The sequence below is a fragment of the Actinokineospora pegani genome, assembly GCF_009745975.1.
Taxonomy (GTDB): Bacteria; Actinomycetota; Actinomycetes; order Mycobacteriales; family Pseudonocardiaceae; genus Actinokineospora; species Actinokineospora pegani.
Genome location: NZ_WHOL01000126.1, coordinates 19,194 through 36,099, shown reverse-complemented (window position 1 = coordinate 36,099; position 16,906 = coordinate 19,194). Strand labels below are relative to the sequence as shown.

14 protein-coding genes and 1 pseudogene are annotated in these 16,906 nt (G+C 75.2%); 3 read left to right on the top strand and 12 right to left on the bottom strand.

Going from position 1 to position 16,906, the window contains the following annotated elements:
- Positions 1 to 184 precede the first annotated feature (184 nt).
- Both GCL84_RS28045 and GCL84_RS28040 read right to left on the bottom strand, forming a co-directional pair.
- The gene (locus tag GCL84_RS28045) at positions 185 to 1,597 is read right to left on the bottom strand and encodes an alpha/beta hydrolase domain-containing protein (RefSeq protein ID WP_156758579.1); all 1,413 of its coding nucleotides are present in this window, start codon (positions 1,595 to 1,597) and stop codon (positions 185 to 187) included.
- A gap of 78 nt (positions 1,598 to 1,675) precedes the next feature.
- Entirely contained in the window at positions 1,676 to 1,831 is a 156-nt protein-coding gene (locus tag GCL84_RS28040; protein ID WP_156758578.1) for a hypothetical protein, read from the bottom strand.
- A 285-nt stretch (positions 1,832 to 2,116) separates the two neighbouring features.
- Between GCL84_RS28040 and GCL84_RS28035 the strand changes: the two genes are divergently transcribed.
- Positions 2,117 to 3,331 carry an MFS transporter gene (locus GCL84_RS28035; RefSeq protein WP_156758577.1) on the top strand — a complete coding sequence of 405 codons (1,215 nt, stop codon included), beginning with the start codon at positions 2,117 to 2,119 and terminating at the stop codon, positions 3,329 to 3,331.
- Here GCL84_RS28035 and GCL84_RS28030 read toward each other — a convergent pair.
- Positions 3,328 to 3,738 carry a hypothetical protein gene (locus GCL84_RS28030; protein ID WP_156758576.1) on the bottom strand — a complete coding sequence of 137 codons (411 nt, stop codon included), beginning with the start codon at positions 3,736 to 3,738 and terminating at the stop codon, positions 3,328 to 3,330. The genes GCL84_RS28035 and GCL84_RS28030 overlap by 4 nt on opposite strands.
- A gap of 390 nt (positions 3,739 to 4,128) precedes the next feature.
- The gene (locus tag GCL84_RS28025; RefSeq protein WP_156758575.1) at positions 4,129 to 4,434 is read right to left on the bottom strand and encodes a hypothetical protein; all 306 of its coding nucleotides are present in this window, start codon (positions 4,432 to 4,434) and stop codon (positions 4,129 to 4,131) included.
- A gap of 94 nt (positions 4,435 to 4,528) precedes the next feature.
- Here GCL84_RS28025 and GCL84_RS28020 point away from each other — a divergent pair, with 94 nt between their 5' ends.
- Positions 4,529 to 7,867 (top strand): TM0106 family RecB-like putative nuclease, encoded by a 3,339-nt coding sequence (locus GCL84_RS28020; protein WP_156758574.1) that lies wholly within the window; start codon positions 4,529 to 4,531, stop codon positions 7,865 to 7,867.
- 8 nt (positions 7,868 to 7,875) lie between these two features.
- Here GCL84_RS28020 and GCL84_RS30435 read toward each other — a convergent pair.
- The 3 genes and pseudogenes from GCL84_RS30435 to GCL84_RS28005 form a co-directional block, all read right to left on the bottom strand.
- Positions 7,876 to 8,496, bottom strand: a pseudogene (locus GCL84_RS30435) (response regulator transcription factor); the annotation flags it as partial.
- Positions 8,493 to 9,920: a sensor histidine kinase gene (locus GCL84_RS30765; RefSeq protein ID WP_156758573.1), complete on the bottom strand. Its 1,428-nt coding sequence runs from the start codon at positions 9,918 to 9,920 to the stop codon at positions 8,493 to 8,495. The pseudogene GCL84_RS30435 and the gene GCL84_RS30765, both read right to left, overlap by 4 nt.
- 8 nt (positions 9,921 to 9,928) lie before the next feature.
- Positions 9,929 to 10,486: a phosphatase PAP2 family protein gene (locus tag GCL84_RS28005; RefSeq protein ID WP_156758572.1), complete on the bottom strand. Its 558-nt coding sequence runs from the start codon at positions 10,484 to 10,486 to the stop codon at positions 9,929 to 9,931.
- Positions 10,487 to 10,584: 98 nt separating this feature from the next.
- Here GCL84_RS28005 and GCL84_RS28000 point away from each other — a divergent pair, with 98 nt between their 5' ends.
- Positions 10,585 to 11,367 carry an HpcH/HpaI aldolase/citrate lyase family protein gene (locus GCL84_RS28000; protein WP_156758571.1) on the top strand — a complete coding sequence of 261 codons (783 nt, stop codon included), beginning with the start codon at positions 10,585 to 10,587 and terminating at the stop codon, positions 11,365 to 11,367.
- A gap of 131 nt (positions 11,368 to 11,498) precedes the next feature.
- On the opposite strand, the gene GCL84_RS27995 is transcribed toward GCL84_RS28000, so the two are convergent.
- The 5 genes from GCL84_RS27995 to GCL84_RS27975 form a co-directional block, all read right to left on the bottom strand.
- The gene (locus GCL84_RS27995; RefSeq protein WP_156758570.1) at positions 11,499 to 11,885 is read right to left on the bottom strand and encodes a hypothetical protein; all 387 of its coding nucleotides are present in this window, start codon (positions 11,883 to 11,885) and stop codon (positions 11,499 to 11,501) included.
- A gap of 235 nt (positions 11,886 to 12,120) precedes the next feature.
- Positions 12,121 to 13,680: a DUF2079 domain-containing protein gene (locus tag GCL84_RS27990; protein WP_197523564.1), complete on the bottom strand. Its 1,560-nt coding sequence runs from the start codon at positions 13,678 to 13,680 to the stop codon at positions 12,121 to 12,123.
- A gap of 110 nt (positions 13,681 to 13,790) precedes the next feature.
- Positions 13,791 to 14,816: a polyprenyl synthetase family protein gene (locus tag GCL84_RS27985; protein WP_156758568.1), complete on the bottom strand. Its 1,026-nt coding sequence runs from the start codon at positions 14,814 to 14,816 to the stop codon at positions 13,791 to 13,793.
- A gap of 78 nt (positions 14,817 to 14,894) precedes the next feature.
- Positions 14,895 to 16,250, bottom strand: a complete 1,356-nt coding sequence (locus GCL84_RS27980) for an NAD(P)/FAD-dependent oxidoreductase (protein WP_156758567.1) — start codon at positions 16,248 to 16,250, stop codon at positions 14,895 to 14,897.
- Between the two features lie 19 nt (positions 16,251 to 16,269).
- Positions 16,270 to 16,863, bottom strand: a complete 594-nt coding sequence (locus GCL84_RS27975) for a tryptophan 2,3-dioxygenase family protein (protein ID WP_197523563.1) — start codon at positions 16,861 to 16,863, stop codon at positions 16,270 to 16,272.
- Between the last annotated feature and the right edge of the window lie 43 nt (positions 16,864 to 16,906).

Sequence of the window (16,906 nt, the reverse complement as noted above, 5' to 3'; positions counted from 1 at the left end):
GAAACCGGTGGTTTCCAGAAATGAATCTACAAGTGACGCCAATACCAGGACAAGGGCGGTGAAACAATGAATAGTTGTGCGATACGCGCAATTCCACGCCCGTGCGTTGTCAGCGGGTGTGGAACGGCCCGCGCCCGGTCCGCTGCTGGGACTGGGCGCGGGCCGCGGTCTCGTTACCGACCGGTCAGGGGACCTGGGCGGCCTGGGCGCGCGCGACGGCCTCGTCGCGGTCGGCGGGGAGCATGTACCCGAGCCGGGTCGCCACGTCGGCGGCCTCGGTGAACCGCTTCACGTAGGCGGCGTGGTCGGGGTAGAGCTCCTTGAGCCGCTCGGCGGTGAACGGGGTGGTCGTGCCCAGCAGCAGGCACGCGCCGAGCACGTTGCCGCCGCTGTTGTTCGGCGAGTACGTGGCGACCGGGGCCACCAGGTCGGGCAGGCGCACGCCGCCGACGGCGTTGCCGTCCTTGTCGCGCTGGATGAGCACGCCGAACCAGGCGTCGATCTGCTGGGCGCTCGGCGGCGGCGGGCCGCCCTGGGCCCAGCGGTTGAGGTGGTGGTAGGCGGCGTTCTGCGCGTAGCGGAAGGTCATCGAGTTGACCGGCTTGTCGCAGTAGGTCGCGGCGCCGTCGTTGATGCCCTTGTCCCTGGCGTTGACCGGGTTGTAGAGGTCCAGGCCGTACTGGTCGGCGTGCGCGGTGCCCGCGACCTCCCAGGTGCGCACGAGGGGGGTGTTCTGCCGCGCCGACGACGACAGCGGCACGTCGGTCTCGGCCTGCAGCACGAAGACCGGGACGTCGAGGTCGGTGCGGATCTTCGCCGACAGCGGCGCGCTGCCGCCCGCGACCTTCGCGGCCCCGCCCGCCCGGCCGTGGACGAGGAAGCCGTCGAAGAGCCCGGCCTGGGGCTGGACGGCGTTGATGTAGGTGACCAGCCGCCCGGCCGACTGCGAGTGCCCGGAGGCCAGCACGGTCGTCGGCGTGGCCCCGATGATCTCGGGGTTGGTCCGCACCGCGCGCGCGGCCTGGGTGAGCACGTCGTAGGAGATGTCGTCGTTGGGCAGGTCGACGCCCGGGTAGCGCTCGGGGTCCAGCTCGGTGAGCTTCTGCGCGCCCCGCCGCTGCGCGGTCACCCCGACGTAGGCGTAGCCCTCGCGCGCGGCGTACTGGTAGGACTGCGAGAGGTCGACGGGGATGTCCACGCCGAAGCTGACGTTCATCCACTCGACGATGACGGTGCCGTTGAACTCGGCCGGGTCCTTGGGCCGCTCGACGAGCAGGCGCGTGGTGTAGTCGGTGCCCTCGGCGGCCACCTTGGTCGCCCACCGGCCGTTGTCGGTCCACAGGCCCGACTGGCCGTAGGTGGTCGCCTGGCCGGACATCAGGAACTCGGACTCGGCGTAGCCGATCGCGTCCAGGTCGATGACGCCCTGCCCGGTGGACACGCCGTGGCCCTTGCCCGCCTGCGGCGCGATCGGGGTGACGGTGGGGACCCCCGGCTCCGCCGCGGTCGCGCCGGGCACCAGGGCCACCGCCGATCCCGCCACCAGCGCCGTGGCGGCGGCGCCCAGCGCCAACCGGCTTCGGAGCTTGCTGCCCATCAAGGTTCTCCTTCGTTGTCGTGCCAGGGGTTCATGGGGCCCGGACGGGGAGGGAGGACCAGCGGCCGGTGTCCCGGGTCAGGGGACGGGCGCGGCCTGGGCGCGGGCGATCGCCTTCGCGCGGTCCTCGGGGTGGGGCTCCTCGCGCCGCGCGGGGGTGGCCGCCGGGGCGGTGTGGGCGTGGTGGCGGTCCGAAGCCGTGCGCGCGGTTGCGACCCAGGATTTTCCTGCCATTCCGGTATCGCCTCCTGCGGTCATTCCCATGGGTTGGTGACCGAAGTGTTCCACCTGGGAATACTGGGACGCAATCGTTGCGGAGCGGGGAAAATTGTCAATTTCGAAATGGCGCGACCCCGGTTTTGTCGCCACCCGGTGGGTCTTCGCCGGGGCCTGACACCGGCGGGGGCCGCTTCTGGCAATCGCGTGACAACACCCGGGCGCGGCGAAAACCGGTGCGTGGCGCCGGACCCGGCCCGCTACGGTGCCCCGATCACCAACGGCTGACGCCTCGGGGGAGCCATGCCCACCGCCTTCGGGCTGTTGCGCGCCAATCGGCCGCTGCGCGCCCTGTTCACCGCGCGCGTCATCTCCTACGGGGGCGACGCGCTGAGCCTGGTGGCCCTGATGCTGCACGTCGCGGCGACCACCGGGCAGGGCGTGGCGGTGGCGTTGCTGCTGCTGGTCGGCGACTTCGTGCCCGCGCTGACCGGCCCGCTGGCCGGGGCGGTGGCCGACCGGTTCGACCGGCGGCGGGTGATGGTGGTGTGCGAACTCGTGCAGGCCGCCGCCGTGCTGGCGATCGCGGTCGCGCTGCCGCCGCTGGGGCCGCTGCTGGTGCTGGTCGGGGTGCGCGCGCTGGCGGGCCAGGTCTTCCAGCCCGCGTCCCGGTCGGCCGTGCCCGCGCTGGTGGGCGACCGGGACCTGGAGACGGCGAACTCGGCGGTCGGCTTCGGCGCCAACGCCGCCGAGGCGTTCGGACCGCTGCTCGCGGCGGCGCTGCTGCCGGTGCTGGGCGTGCGCGGGGTGCTGCTGGTGGACGCGGCGTCCTTCCTGATCTCGGCGTTGGTGCTGGTCCGGGTGCCGTCGCTGCCGCCGACGCCGTCGCCGGGGGAGTCGCTGCTGGGGCAGGCCAGGGTGGGGCTGGGCTACATCCTGCGGACCCGGCCGGTGCGGGTGGTCGCGATCGGGTTCGTGGCGGTCGTGGCGTGCAACGGCGTCGACGACGTGGCGCTGGTGCTGCTGGCCACCGAGACCTTCCAGGCGGGCGGCTCGGCGGTCGGGCTGCTGCTGGGCGCGGTCGGCGTCGGCCTGCTGGCCGGGTACGCCCTGCTGACCCGGTTCGCCCCCGCGGCATCGATGACCGCGCTGCTGGTCGGCGGCTTCCTGGTGAGCAGCGCGGGCAACCTGCTCACCGGCCTGGCCTGGGCCGTGTCCGCCGCCTTCGCGGTCCAGGCCGTCCGCGGCCTGGGCTTGGCCGCCATGGACGTGGCCTCCTCGACCCTGCTGCAACGCCTGGTCCCCGCCGCCCTCCTGGGCCGGGTCTTCGGCAACCTCTACGGGGCCATCGGCATCGCAGCGGCCATCTCCTACCTGGGCGGCGGCCTCCTGCTGGACGCCACCGACGCCCCGACGACACTGCTCATCGCGGGCGGCGCGGGCGTGCTGGCCACCGCCGCGGTGGCGATCAGCCTCCCGCGCGCACTGCGTTCCACCGCCCACGGGACCAGGGACTAGGCGGTCGGCTCCGCCTGGGCCGCTCGCCGCTCGGCGACGCGGTCGGCCACGCCGTCCGCGGGCATGGCGACGACCTCCAGCGCGCCGAGCGCGAGGTGCCCCGAGTCGATCGGTCCCGCGGCCGCCCGTTCCGCCGCCCGCAGGGCGCGCTTGGCCTCAGCCGACAGGGGCGGCTCGAAGCGGCGGTCGCGCCAGCGCCGCCACGCCGACCAGCGGACGGGGGCCGTGTCCAGCGCCCGCCGCACCGCGTCGGCGTCCCGGTCCAGCGCCGCGGCTCCGATTCCGCCCGCGTCGACCACGCCGAGCAGGAGGTGGCCCGCGTGGATCTCGTCGCTCTGCTCCGCCTTCGCGCGCAAGCCCGCGTGCAGGACCGCGTTCCGCGCGGTGGTGGTGAAACGGCTGAACATGTCCTCATGTTCGCAGAGGCGCAACGGGGTGGCCGTGGTCGGTGGCCACACCACCGCCAGGTGAGTTGATCGTCCTACTAGGACTATCGGATTCGCCGCCGCGACGCGGGGTCAGCGAGCGCGGGCGGACGGCTAGGGGTACCTGTGGCGCTGCCACCCCGCACCCGCGATCGCGGGTGGGTCGGTCTTCTTGACGACGATGGGGTGCCAGGTGGCATCCCACTCCCGCGGCGGGGCCGCCAGCCGCGCGATCAACCGCTCCGCCAGGTCCTCCGGGGGAGCCTTCGCCCCAGGGCTCGCGCAAGAACACCTGGTGCTCGGAGGCGCGGTATCTCAACGAGATCACGAACACCCCGGGGTCCCAGGGGGCCCCACCCACGAAACCCGGCGTCAACCCGTGCCGCGCCAACGCCTCCCAGTCCGCCCCGGCCAGCGCCAGCCGACCCGGGTGATCGTCACGTCGGTGCGGCCGCACCCGTAGCTCCCGCACGAGCAGCGGGCGATCGGCACCGTGCGCGGCTCCGCCGCCGCGACCAGGCGGTTGACCGGCACGAACACGTCGTAGGGGTCCATCCCCATCCCGGCCCCGCGCTCGGTCCGCTCGACCTCGTCGACGAACACCCGCACCGCGTGGGTCGGCCTGTCGGTGGAGTCGAGCGGGACGGCCACATCGAGGCGGAGGGTGTCGAGGGGCATGCCGACATGATGGCGAGCCGGGCCGTCGGGCGCGCGCGGGTTCCGGGCGTGTCGCTCCTGTGTCCGGTCCGGCCCGGCTGCCAGACTCTCCGCGGTGTACACGCCGTCCGACCTCGCCGACCTGCTGGACTGCGAGCACCGCAGCGTTCTGCGGCAGGCGCGCAAGGCCGGTCTGCCCGGGGCGCCCGAGCCCGGCGACGGCGGCGACGGGCTGGCCGCCAAGCACGGCCGCGAGCACGAGAAGGCCACCCTCGGCGCGCTGCGCGCCGAGGTCAGCGCGGTGGTGGAGATCGCCGAGGTCGACACCGACACCGCGGCCGCCCGCACCGCCGAGGCGCTCGCCGCCGGGGCCGAGGTCGTCTACCAGGCGGTGTTCGTCGACGGCGAGTTCTCCGGGCGGGCGGACTTCCTGCGCCGCGACGAGCGCGGCCGCTACGAGGTCTACGACACCAAGCTGGCCCGCCGGGCCAAGCCGTCCGCGGTGATCCAGCTCGCCGCCTACGCCGACGCGCTGCGCCGGGCGGGATGGCCGACCGGGCCCAGGATGCACCTGCTGCTCGGCGACGGCACCACCGAGTCCTTCCTGGTCGAGGACTTCCTGCCGCTGCTGCGCCGCCTGCGCGACCGGCTGCTGTCGCGGGCCCCCGGCCTGCCCGAGCGGCTGTGGGCCGACGAGCGCCCGGCCTGTGGCGGCTGCGCGTTCGCCACGCACTGCGCCGACGGGCGCGCGAGCGCCCGCGACCTGTCGCTGGTCGCGGGCATCCGCGCCGACCAGCGCCGCAAGCTCGCCGCCGCCGGGCTCGACACCATCGACGCGCTGGCCGAGGCGGACGAGCGGCCGAGGTCGGTCTCCGCCGGGTCGTTCGCCGCGCTGCGCGCCCAGGCCGCCATCCAGGTCCGCCAGGACGCCACCGGCGAGGTCAGCTACGAGGTCGTCGACCCCGCGGCGCTGGCCGAGCTGCCCGCGCCCAGCCCCGGCGACGTCTTCTTCGACATGGAGGGCGACCCGTACGCGGTCGGCGGGGAGGGCCTGGAGTACCTGTTCGGCGCGGTCACCCGCGACGGGGTCCGCCAGTTCACCCCGTTCTGGGCGCACTCGCGGCGCCAGGAGCGCGAGGCGTTCGAGGACTTCGTCGACTTCGCCGTCAACCGGCTCGCCGAGCACCCCGGCGCGCACATCTACCACTACGCGCCCTACGAGGCCGCCGCCGTCAAGCGGCTCGCCGCCCTGCACGGCACCCGGGAGGCCGCGGTCGACGAGCTGCTGCGCGCGGGCGCCCTGGTCGACCTCTACGCCGTGGTCCGCAAGGGCCTGCGGGTGTCGCAGCGCTCGTACTCCATCAAGTACCTCGAACCGCTCTACATGCCCTCGGCGCGCGAGGGCGAGGTGAAGACCGCCGCGTCGAGCATCGAGGCCTACGAGGAGTACCTGACGCTGACCGCCCTCGGCGAGGTCGAGCGCGCCGACGAGGTGCTGCGCGGCATCGCCGACTACAACGAGTACGACTGCGTGTCGACCATGGAGCTGTTCGGCTTCCTGCACCGCGTCCGCGCCGAGCGCGGCATCGAGTCGGTCGAGCCGCCGCCGCCGGACATCGTCGACGAGGCCAAGGCGGCCGAGCGCGAGGAGCGCGAGAAGCGGATCGCCATGCTGGTCGAACCGCTGATCGAGGGCCTGCCCGAGGACTCGGCCGACTTCACCGGCGACGACCGGGCCCGCGCGCTGCTGGCCGCCGCCGTCGGCTACTACCGGCGCGAGGCGAACCCGGCGTGGTGGGAGTTCTTCCACCGCATGGCCGTGCCGCTGTCCGACTTGGAGTCCGACGGCAACTGCGCGGTCCCGGTGTCGATGCGGGTGGGGGAGTGGGAGCAGCCGCAGGGCCGCCAGCGCAACGCCCGCCGCACCATCACCATGGCGTGCGACCCCGACCGCCCGCACCCGTTCGCCCCCGGCGACCAGGTGCGCCTGCGCTACCCCGACGAGGGCCGCGACGCCACCGTGGTCTCGGCCCACGCCGACCGGCTGGAGCTGGTGGAGACCGCGCCCGTGGCCGAGCAGTTCGCCGCGGCGCCGGAGGCGGTGCTGCCGGGCAAGCCGATCTCGCCCACGCCCAAGGACAAGGCCGTCGAGGAGCTCGCCGAGCTCGTCGCCGCCGGGCTGCCCGACCTGCCCGCGCACCCCGGCGTCGACCTGCTGCGCCGCCTGCCGCCGCGCGAGCTGCCCGACCCCGGCTTCGACCTGGTCGCGACGGTGCTGGAGGCGGTCGACGGCCTGGACCGGTCGGTGCTGGCGGTGCAGGGCCCGCCCGGCGCGGGCAAGACCTACCTCGCCGCCCAGTTGATCAAGCACCTGGTCGACCAGGGCAAGTCCGTCGGCGTCACGTCCAACAGCCACAAGGCCGTGGAGAACGTGCTGTCGGCCGCCCTGACCGCCGCGCCCGGTATCCCGGTCGCCAAGGGCCTGGGCCGCGGCAAGCCCGTCGAGGTCCCGTGGGACACGCCCAAGGACAACAAGGCGCTCGCCCGCTGGCGCGAGGACCACCCCGGCGGACACGTGGTCGGCGGCACCGCGTGGACCTTCGCCAACCCGTCCGTGCGCGGCCTCGACATCCTCCTGGTCGACGAGGCGGGCCAGTTCTCGCTGGTCGACGCCCTGGCCGTGTCGATGGCCGCCGACAACCTGGTCCTGCTCGGCGACCCGCAGCAGCTCCCCCAGGTCGTGCAGGGCACCCACCCCGCGGGCGCCGAGGCCTCCGCCCTGGGCCACCTCATCGGCGCCGCCGACGTCGTGCCGCCCGCCCTGGGCTACTTCCTCGACCAGTCCCGCCGCATGCACCCGGCGGTGTGCGCCCCGGTGTCGAACCTGTCCTACGCGGGCATGCTCCAGTCCCACCCGGTCGCCGCCACCCGCGCCGTCGACGGCGTGGCGCCGGGGCTGCACGTGGCGATGGTCGAGCACTCCGGCAACACCACCCGCTCCACCGAGGAAGCCGCCGTCGTGGTGTCCACAGTGGCCTCCCTGCTCGGCCGCCCCTGGTCCGACGGCACGCGGACCCGCCCGCTGGACCAGTCGGACTTCCTCGTCGTGGCCCCGTACAACATGCAGCAGCGCATCGTGGCCCGCGCCCTGAAGGACGCGGGCCACCCCGAGGTCCGCGTGGGCACCGTCGACCGCTTCCAGGGCCAGGAGGCCCCGGTCGTCATCGCCACCATGACCTCGTCCTCGGCCACGGACCTGCCCAGGGGACTGGACTTCCTGCTCTCCCGCAACCGCCTCAACGTCGCGCTGTCGCGAGCCCAGTCGACCGCGGTCCTGGTCTGCTCGCCCCGCCTGGTCGAGGCCGACATCCGCACCATCGCCCAGATGCGCCTCGTGTCCGGCATGATCGGCCTGCTGGACGCCGCGATCCCGTGGCGGGCGCCAGGGCGGTGAGCGGTGGGGGTCACGGCGGCCTCCACGCGGTTGCGGACGTCGAGGCGCTTGAAGATCGTGGTGAGGTAGACCTTCACCGTGCCCTCGACCACGTGCAGGGCGCGGGCGATCTCGGCGTTGGACAGGCCCGCGCCGACCAGGCCGAGGACTTGGCGTTCGCGGGGGGTGAGGGCGGCGGCGCGGTCGGTGGTGCGCAGGCGGGGGCCGTCGGTGAGGTGGTCGATGACGCGCTTGGCGACGGTGGGGGACAGGTAGGCGGCGCCCGCGGCGACGGCGTGGACGCCGCGGAGGATGTCGTGCGGGTCGCCGGTCTTGAGGACGAAGCCCGCGGCCCCGGCGGTGAGGGCGCGGGAGATGTAGGCGTCGTCGGCGAAGGTCGTGAGGATCAGGACGGCGGTGCCGGGGGCCACGCGGCGCAGCTCGGCGGTGGCGTCGAGGCCGGACAGGTCGGGCATGCGGATGTCGAGCACCGCCACCCGCGGCCGGTGCGCCAGCACCAGGTCGACGGCTTCGCGCCCGGTCGCCGCCTCGGCGACGACCTCGACACCCCCGGCGGCGGCCAGCACCGCTCGGATGCCTGCCCGCACCAGCGGCTCGTCGTCGGCCAGCACGACCCGCACGCCGGTCACCGCCGCACCACCTCCTTCGACACCAGCGTGCCACCGCGGAAACAGAGGCGGTACCGGTCGGCCCGCTGCCCGTCGAACGGGTTGGCGTGCGTCCCGTACGAGCGGCACCCCGGCTCGTCGTCCCGGTCCCGGGTCCGACCGGGCAGCACCCGCTCGACCTCCGCCCGCGCCTGCCCGACCCGCAGCCGCGCGAAGTCCTCCGCCCGCACCACCGACGACGCGGCGTCGAACACCAGGTACCCGAGCACGCACACCAGGACGCCCCCGCACACCCCCACCACGATGCCCGCCGTCCGCCGCGCGCTGTCCCGAACCCCCCGCTCCACCGCCGCCCGCGTCACCCCGTCCCCGATCGCGGCCACGACGGGCAGCACCGCCCGGACCTCGAACCCACCCCTTGCCGCCGCCCCAGCCGAGAACTCACCCCCCACCAACGCCACCCGCTCCGCCAACCCCGCCAAGCCCTGCCCCGCCCCCTGTCCCACCGTCGACCTCGCAGGCCCGCTGGTCACCACCACCTCGACCGCTTCCGCCCCACGCACCCGCACCCGAACCGGCGCGCCCGCCGCGTGCTTCATCGCGTTCGTCAACCCCTCCGTCACAACCCGGTGCACGGTCCGCTCCACCACCGGATCTCTGTCGCCTTCCCACTCCTGCACGACCTGGACGTCCACACCGGACCGACGAGCCCGCCCCACCACCGACTCGACCGGCTCGCGATCCTCGGACCGCAGCAGCCGCACGGCGTCGGACAGCCGCTCGGCCGCCGCCGTCACCGCCGCTCTGGCCTGGCGGACGGTGGCGCGCTGGCCCGCGGCCAGGGTCGGGGAGACCTCCAGCGAGCCCACCAGGAGAGCCGCGCGGGCCAGTTCGTGGCCCACCAGGTCGTGCACGTCCGCGGCGAGGCGGGCCCGTTCGCGCTCCGCTGCCCGGTCCGCGTCCCGCTCCCACCGCTCGGCCTGGTCCCAGCCCATCCGGACCATCTCCGCGTAGCGGGCGCGGTAGTGCCCGACGGCCCACGGCACGGCCGTCCCGGCGGCCACCGCGATGGCCGTGTCGACATCGCCCGCGACGGCCCCGGCGACGGCGCCGAGGGTGCCCGCGACCGCCAGGGGCGCCGACCCCACGCGGTGGCGCCCGGCGAGGAACGCCACGACCGCGACCCCGCCCGCCGCCGCGACCGCCCCCAGCGCGCTGTCCACATCGACGCGGGACAGGTACACGAGCTGCCACGCCCCGGCCGAGACGACCGTGACCGGTCCGGGCCACCGGCGCGCCGAGGCCACCGCCACGCCGAACACGACGACCAGCGCGGCCGCCTCCCACACCGCCAGCCTGCCCTCGCGGGCGATCACGGCCGACAGGGCGACCGGCGCGCAGGCAGGCGCCATCCAGCCGAACCAGCGCGCGACCACTGTGCTCACCCCCGAGCTCACCCCCGAACCCGCGGCAACGTCACTGTCGGAGCATCACACACCCGTCCGACGACGAACGCCGCCCTCCCGCGGCACCGGGCCCGCGCCACCCCCGTGGTGACACCGCCCAGCAGCAGCGACACCGTCGCCACGACCGCCGCGCCCAGCGCCATCCCCGCGACCACGTCGTGCACGTGGTGCACCCCCACCAGCACCCGCGAGGAAGCCGCGACGACCGCCAGGACCGCGCCCGCCGCGCCCCACCGCCACCCGGACCACAGCAGCGCCACGGCGGCGGCGGCCGCGACGGTCGCGTGGTTGCTGGGGAACGACCAGTCGCCGACCTCCGGGCACTCGATGAGGGAGGGCGCCGTGCGGCACGGTCGGTCCTGGCGCCAGAGCACCTTGACCACCTCGCTCACCAGGTAGGCCACGACGACGGCCGCCGGGCCGAGCAGGGCCCTGGCCACCGCCGCCGCGTCGTTGGTCCTGGCGCGCCACCAGGCGACCAGGAGCAGCGCCCCCAGGACCAGGATCACGCCGTCCGTCACTGCCGTCGCGAAGAACTCGATCATGCCTCGACGCTGGGGCGCGGGGGTGGGCCCGCGACGCTGCCGACCGGCGAGGGTCGACCCTTACTTTCGTCAACCGGCCGCTCGGTAGGCTGCCGGGCATGGGCCGGGACCTGGTGAGCGCGCGGAGCTTCCTGTTCGTCCCCGGCGACCGGCCGGAGCGGTTCGACAAGGCCGCGGCCAGCGGCGCGGACGTGGTGGTCATCGACCTCGAGGACGCTGTCGCGCCCGAGGACAAGCCCGCGGCCAGGGAGAACGCGCGGCAGTGGTTGGCTGCAGGCGGTCAGGCCGTGGTCCGGGTCAACGCGCTGGGGACCGAGTGGCACGACGACGACCTCGCCGCGGCGCGCGGCGCCCGGGCCGTCATGGTGCCCAAGGCCGAGCGCGACCTGCCCGCGGGGGTGCCGGTGATCGCCCTGGTCGAGACGGCCCGCGGGGTGCGGGACGTGGACGCGGTGTGCGCGGCGCCGGGGGTGGTGCGGCTGGCCTTCGGCAGCGTCGACCTGGCCACCCAGCTCGGCGTCGACCACCGCGACCACGACGCGCTGCGGCACGCCCGGTCGACCCTCGTGCTCGCCGCCGCGGCCGCCGGGCTGCCGGGGCCGGTCGACGGCGCCACCACCGACCTGCGCTCGGCCGAGGTGCTCGACGCCGACCTCCGGCACGCCGCCGCCCTCGGCTTCACCGCCAAGCTCTGCGTCCACCCGAACCAGGTGGCGGCGGTCAACACCGGCCTGGCTCCCAGCGCCGAGGAACTGGCCTGGGCGCGCGGGCTGCTCGCCGCGGTGGCCGACGGGGCGGTCGCCCGGTACGACGGGCAGATGGTCGACCGGCCCGTGCTGGAGCGCGCCCGGGCGCTGCTGGCCCGCGCCGGGGCGCCCTGACCCACGTCTGTCCTGTTAGGACATGAACCGCCCCGGTCAGGACGACCGGGAATCCGCTGACCGGCGCGCGGTTCGCCTGCGTCGTGGGACTCCCGCCTGTGCGCGGGGGCGCCGCGCACAGGCGGGACCACTCATGCCCCGCTCTCGCCGGACGGGGAGGTCGAGGAGGACGGGGAGGACGAGGTCGGCTCCTCCGACGGGGTCTCGCACGGGTCCGGCTCCTCCGAAGGCTGGGTCGATGACGTGGCCGAGGACGTCGGGTCGGGCTGGCGCTCGCCCGCGGCGCTCGACGGGGTCGTGGACGGGGTCGAGGACGAGGACTCCGACGGGGTGGGCTCCTCGCAGGTCGGCTCCTCCGAGGGCTCCGAGGACTGCGAGGGGGTCGTGGACGGGGCGGGCTGGCTCACCCCGGCGGTGGGTGCGACGGGCTCGGCGAGGGCGGCCGCGACCCCGATCCCGGAGAGCGCGACGACGGCGGTGACGGCGGCGGCGATTCGAGCTGTCTTCTCGTGGCGCATCTGTTGGCTTCCTCGCTGGTGGGACGTTGCTTATCCAGCTTTATCAACCCCACCGGGCAGCCACGACTCGATCATGGTCGCACTGATCGTCTCCCCGTTCCGCTTCGCGTTCGCCCGCCACCGGCCACCACCCGGCAGCGTGAACGGCGGACAGCCCGTCCCGCCGCGGCGCACCCATGGCGACGAAAACCCGAGGTTTACCGCCGACATGTGTTCCAGACGGGTAGAGGGCGTTTCAGGCCTCGGGATCGGCTCGGCCGGTGACCCGGCGCAGGACCTGCCCGTCGTGCACGAGCACGTCCCGCGTCCCGGGCCCGAGCACGACCCGGAACCCGGCCAGGCCGTCGGCGTGCGGGACGTCGGGGCGCTGGAGCCTGGTGACACCGCCGCCGACGACCTCGCCCTCGGCGGACACCGCGAGGACGCAGTCCGCGGGGATGGCGGCCCAGCCGGCGACGACCGTGTCCTGGACCAGGGTCCGGGAGTCGACCGTCCCCGCGCTGGGTGGGAGGTCCTCGACGCGGCCCAGGTCGACGGTGTCGCCGAGCTCGACGCCGTGGCAGCCGAGGGTGAACCCGCCGTCGAAGGGGTACATGCCCAGGGCCTTGGCGGCGGGCAGCACCGTCGGCTCGATGTCGAGCTGGTCCAGCGCGGGCACCGACTCCATCCGCAGCGCGACCGGGACAACCCCGAGCGGCGCGTACGAGGCGCGGACGGCGGCTTCCTTGGGCAGGCCCGCGGCGTAGGTGGCGCCCACGACCAGCACCGCGACCGCGACCCCCGCCACGGCCGTCGACCGCCGGGCCGGAACGCGGCGGACGACCATGGCGATCACCGCGCACAGCGCCAGCACACCCACCACGGCGTAGCGGCTGAGCATCCCCGTGTTGCTGCCCGGCACGGCGTCGCTGGCCCGGCCGACGCCGATCAGCACCGCCAGCGCTCCCGCGTACCCGGCGAGCCCGATCCACCCGGCGTCGAGCGGGTCCCGCTCGCCCAGTGTGAAGATCACCAGCACCAGCAGGACGAGCGCGACCAGCCCACCCGCGACCACGGCGGTCCTCGGGCTCTCCGCGGACCACACCGCGCCGAGCGTGGCCAGCACGACCTTGGCCTGCTCGACCGGCGCGAACCCCGGGATGGCGCCCGCCTGCGGACCGGGTGGCCGGGTCAGCAGCCACGCCCCCACGACGACCACCCCGGCGCCGAGGTGCGCGAGCGCCCACCGCTTGTCCCGCCGCACCCACGCGACCACCGCCAGCGGGAACCACACCGCCAGCCCCGACCCGAACGACAGCGTCGCCCCGACCGCCGCGACGAGGGCCGGGACGTGCCTGCCCCGGTGCGCGGCGGCCAGCGCGCAGACGGCCAGCGCCAGCGCCGGGGCCCAGCTCACGCCGTTCGACGCCTGCACCCACAGCTCGGACAGGTGCGGGGTGAACACCAGGGACGAGAACACCACGGCCACCGCCGCGCGCACCGCCCCGCGCGGCGCCAGCATGGACACCAGCGCCGCCACCACCACCCCGAGCAGGACGACGGCCAACACGGTCAGCACGCGGTTGTCCCCGCCGAACACCGCGGCGTCCGAGTAGAACAGCAGCGACGGCACAGCGAACGGCTGCTCGAGGTAGTAGGAGAACAGGGGGCCGACCAGCAGCCCGCCCCCGTCGTCGGTGACCTTGGACAGGACGTACCAGAAGTCCAGCAGCAGGTTGACCCGCGTGCTCCGCGCGGCCGCCCACACCGCCAGCAGGAACGGCACCGCGACGCCGACCCACACCCCGGCGGTCACCCACCGCCCGCTCACCCCAGACCCCCGAACGGCCACGCCCAAGCCCCCTCCCGACTCGGACCCGATGGTAGGCGCAGCCGCGCGACCGGCCGGGGCGGGTGCCGGTCAGCTCAGAAGGCCCTCCCGGTGATGAAGGCGGCGACGTCGAAGAAGGACTGGCGGACGTCGTCGGGGAGGTCGGCGCCGAGGAGGGCGTCGCGGGCGGCGGCGATGCGGCGCTCGGCCTCGTCCTGGGCCCAGGCCCGTCCGCCGAGGGACTCGATCAGCGCGGTGACGTGGGCGACGGCCTGCTCGTCGAGGTGGCCGGGGCGGAGGTAGGCGGTGGCCAGGGCCGTGGAGCCGGGGGCGTTGAGGGCGGCGACGACGGGGAGGGACTTCTTGCGGGCCCGGAGGTCGGCCCCGACCTGCTTGCCGGTGCGGTCGGGGTCGCCCCAGATGCCCAGGAGGTCGTCGACCAACTGGAAGGCCAGGCCGACGTTCTCGCCGAAGGCGGCCAGGCGGTCGACTAGGTCGCGGTCGGCGCCGACCAGGGCGGCGCCGAGGGAGCAGGCGCAGGCCAGCAGGGCGCCGGTCTTGTCGCCCGCCATCCGGACGCACTCGGCCAGGGTGACGTCGTCGCGGCGTTCGAAGTCGACGTCGGAGGCCTGGCCGGTGATCATGCGCTGGGTGCCCGTCATGAGCGACGTCGCCGCCCGCGCCGCACCCGGGGCGCCCGAGTCGAGCAGGACCGACACGGCGGCGGTGAGCAGGGCGTCGCCGGACAGGATTGTCTGCGGGACGCCGAAGACGGTCCAGGCGGTGGCCCGGCCGCGGCGCTCGGTGTCGCCGTCCATGATGTCGTCGTGCAGCAGTGAGAAGTTGTGCACGAACTCGATCGCCACCGCGGCCGGGACGCCGCCCTCGGCGGGCCCGCCCGCGGCCTGGGCGCCGAGCAGGGCCAGCGCGGGGCGCAGCAGCTTGCCGCCCCAGGCGCTGGTGGGCGTGCCGTCGGCCTCGATCCAGCCCTGGTGGTAGCGGGCGATCGTGGCCGCCTCCCCGCACAGGTGCTCGCGCACGGCGGCGCGCAGCGCGGGGTCGACCAGCCGCAGCCCGGCCTCGATCGCCCCTGGCAGCCTGCGGACCGGTGTCGTGGTCATGCCGCCACCTCCTCTGCTCCGATGTGGACTGTCAGGCCGCGGTTGTCGCGCATGGGTGTCACCTTCGCTGTCGGGCGGTCACCGGGTGGGCAGGTCGGGCGGGGTGGGGACCACCGGGGAGAGCAGCGCCCGGCGGAGCACCCCCGGAGTCGTCAGCAAGCTGGTCGGCGGGGCGAGCAGGAACAGCACGTCGCGGAACGCCGCGCACACCACCGGGTCGCCGGGCACGCGGTCGCGGACCCGGGCCAGGTAGCGGTTGAGCACGCCCTCGACCGGGCCGGAGCGCAGCGCGCCGCCCTCGGCTCCGGGCATCGGCGAGTCGGCCCCGGTCGCCACCACCCAGGCCCCCGCCCCCGAGCGCAGCACCGCGCGCTGCCACCGGGACACCTCGCCGGAGCGGTCGAGGGCGTCGCGCAGGGCGACGGCGTTGAGCGCGGAGACCGAGAGCCCCTGCCCGTACACGGGGTTGAAGGCGCTGAGCGCGTCGCCGACGACGAGCAGGCCCGTCGTGCGGCGCAGCGCCCGGTCCCAGCGGCGGCGCCGGTTGGCCGTGTGCCGGTACCCGGACGGGCGGCCGACCGCGCGGGCGGTGCTCAGCCACTTGTGCGGGGCGTCGTGCGGCAGCAGGCGGGCGAAGTCGACGAACCCGGCCACGTCGGCGGGCGGGGCCTGCCCGCGCGGCCCGGACAGGGTGACCATCCAGCGGTCGCCCTCGGCGGGCAGCACGATCGCGCCGAGCGGCTGGCCCGCCTCGGGCACCAGGTAGAAGCCGCCGATGTCCTGCGGCGGGGCGTCGTCGGACTCGAACACGCAGGTCGCGTAGGCGCGGCCGGTCTCGAGCAGGTCCTCCTCGACCGCTCCGCCGCCCAGTTCCGCCCACCACCTGGGGAGCCTGCTGGAGCGGCCGGTGGCGTCGACGACCAAGTCGGCGGCCAACCCCGTGGGCCGCGCCTGCTCGCCCCGCTCGCGCAGGACGACCCCGGTGACCGCGCCGGGGTCGCCGGTCAGGCCGACGACCTCGGTCGAGGCCAGCACCTCGATGCCGGGCCCGGACAGGACGCGCTCGCGCAGCACGTGCTCGAACAGCGGCCGGGAGGCGGTGAGGACCGGGCGCGAGGGGTTGCGCCGGTTCACCCACTGCCCGCCCTGCCACACCCCGACGTCGCCGGGGATGTCCAGGCGCGGCCCGCCCGCCGCCCGCACCTCGTCGGGCAGGCCGGGCAGCAGGGCGTCCAAGGCGTCGATGCCACTGGTCAGCAGGACGTGGGTGTGCCGGGACTGGGGGACGCCGGGGCGCGGGGCCGGGCCCGCGCCGGGGTGGTCGCGCTCGACGACCGTCACGCGCTCGGCGTGCCGGGCCAGGACGTGGGCGGCCAGCAGACCGGCCACGCCGCCACCGAGGACGACCACGTGGCCCAGGCTCTGTGCGGGCATCGCTTGTCCTTCCAGGGGTTCAGTGGTTGGCGCCGACCGGGCACCCCGGCGCGGCGACCGCCTTGCCGCGGGCCGAGGCGGTCAGCCGACGCCGCAGGAAGTCGATCCCGGAGGTGTCGCCGGAGCCGGGGTGGTCGCCGATCGTGTGCCGGACCAGCTCCAGGTGCGCCTCGCGCCAGGCGACGACGGCCGCCCGCAGCCGCTCGGCGCGCGCCCGGTCGGGTAGGCCCGCCGCGGCGAACCGGTCGGTCAGCCGGAACAGCTCCTGGAACTGGGTGGACTGCAACCCGCTCGCGCTGCCGAACAGGTCGCGGAAGCCGAGGAAGTCCCGTGGCCGCAACGCCTCGCGCAGCAGGCCGACGTTTCCCACGAGCGTGTGCACGACCCACGTCGCCCGGTCCGCCCGGTGCCCGGCGGACTCGGCGCCGCCGGGCCCGGCGATGCGCCGCAGGTCGGTGAGGGCCTGGCCGAGCAGCACCTCCGAGGCCTGGTGCACGACGATGAACAGCCGCTCGGCGTCGTGCAGGTCCACGTCGTCCGGCGGGCTGAACGGGCGCTGCAACGACAGCAGTTCGTCCAGGTGCAAGTAGCTTGCGTAGGTCGGCGCGGACAACGGGCCACCTCCGGGGTTCTCTGCGGGCAGACCGGGAAGGTCC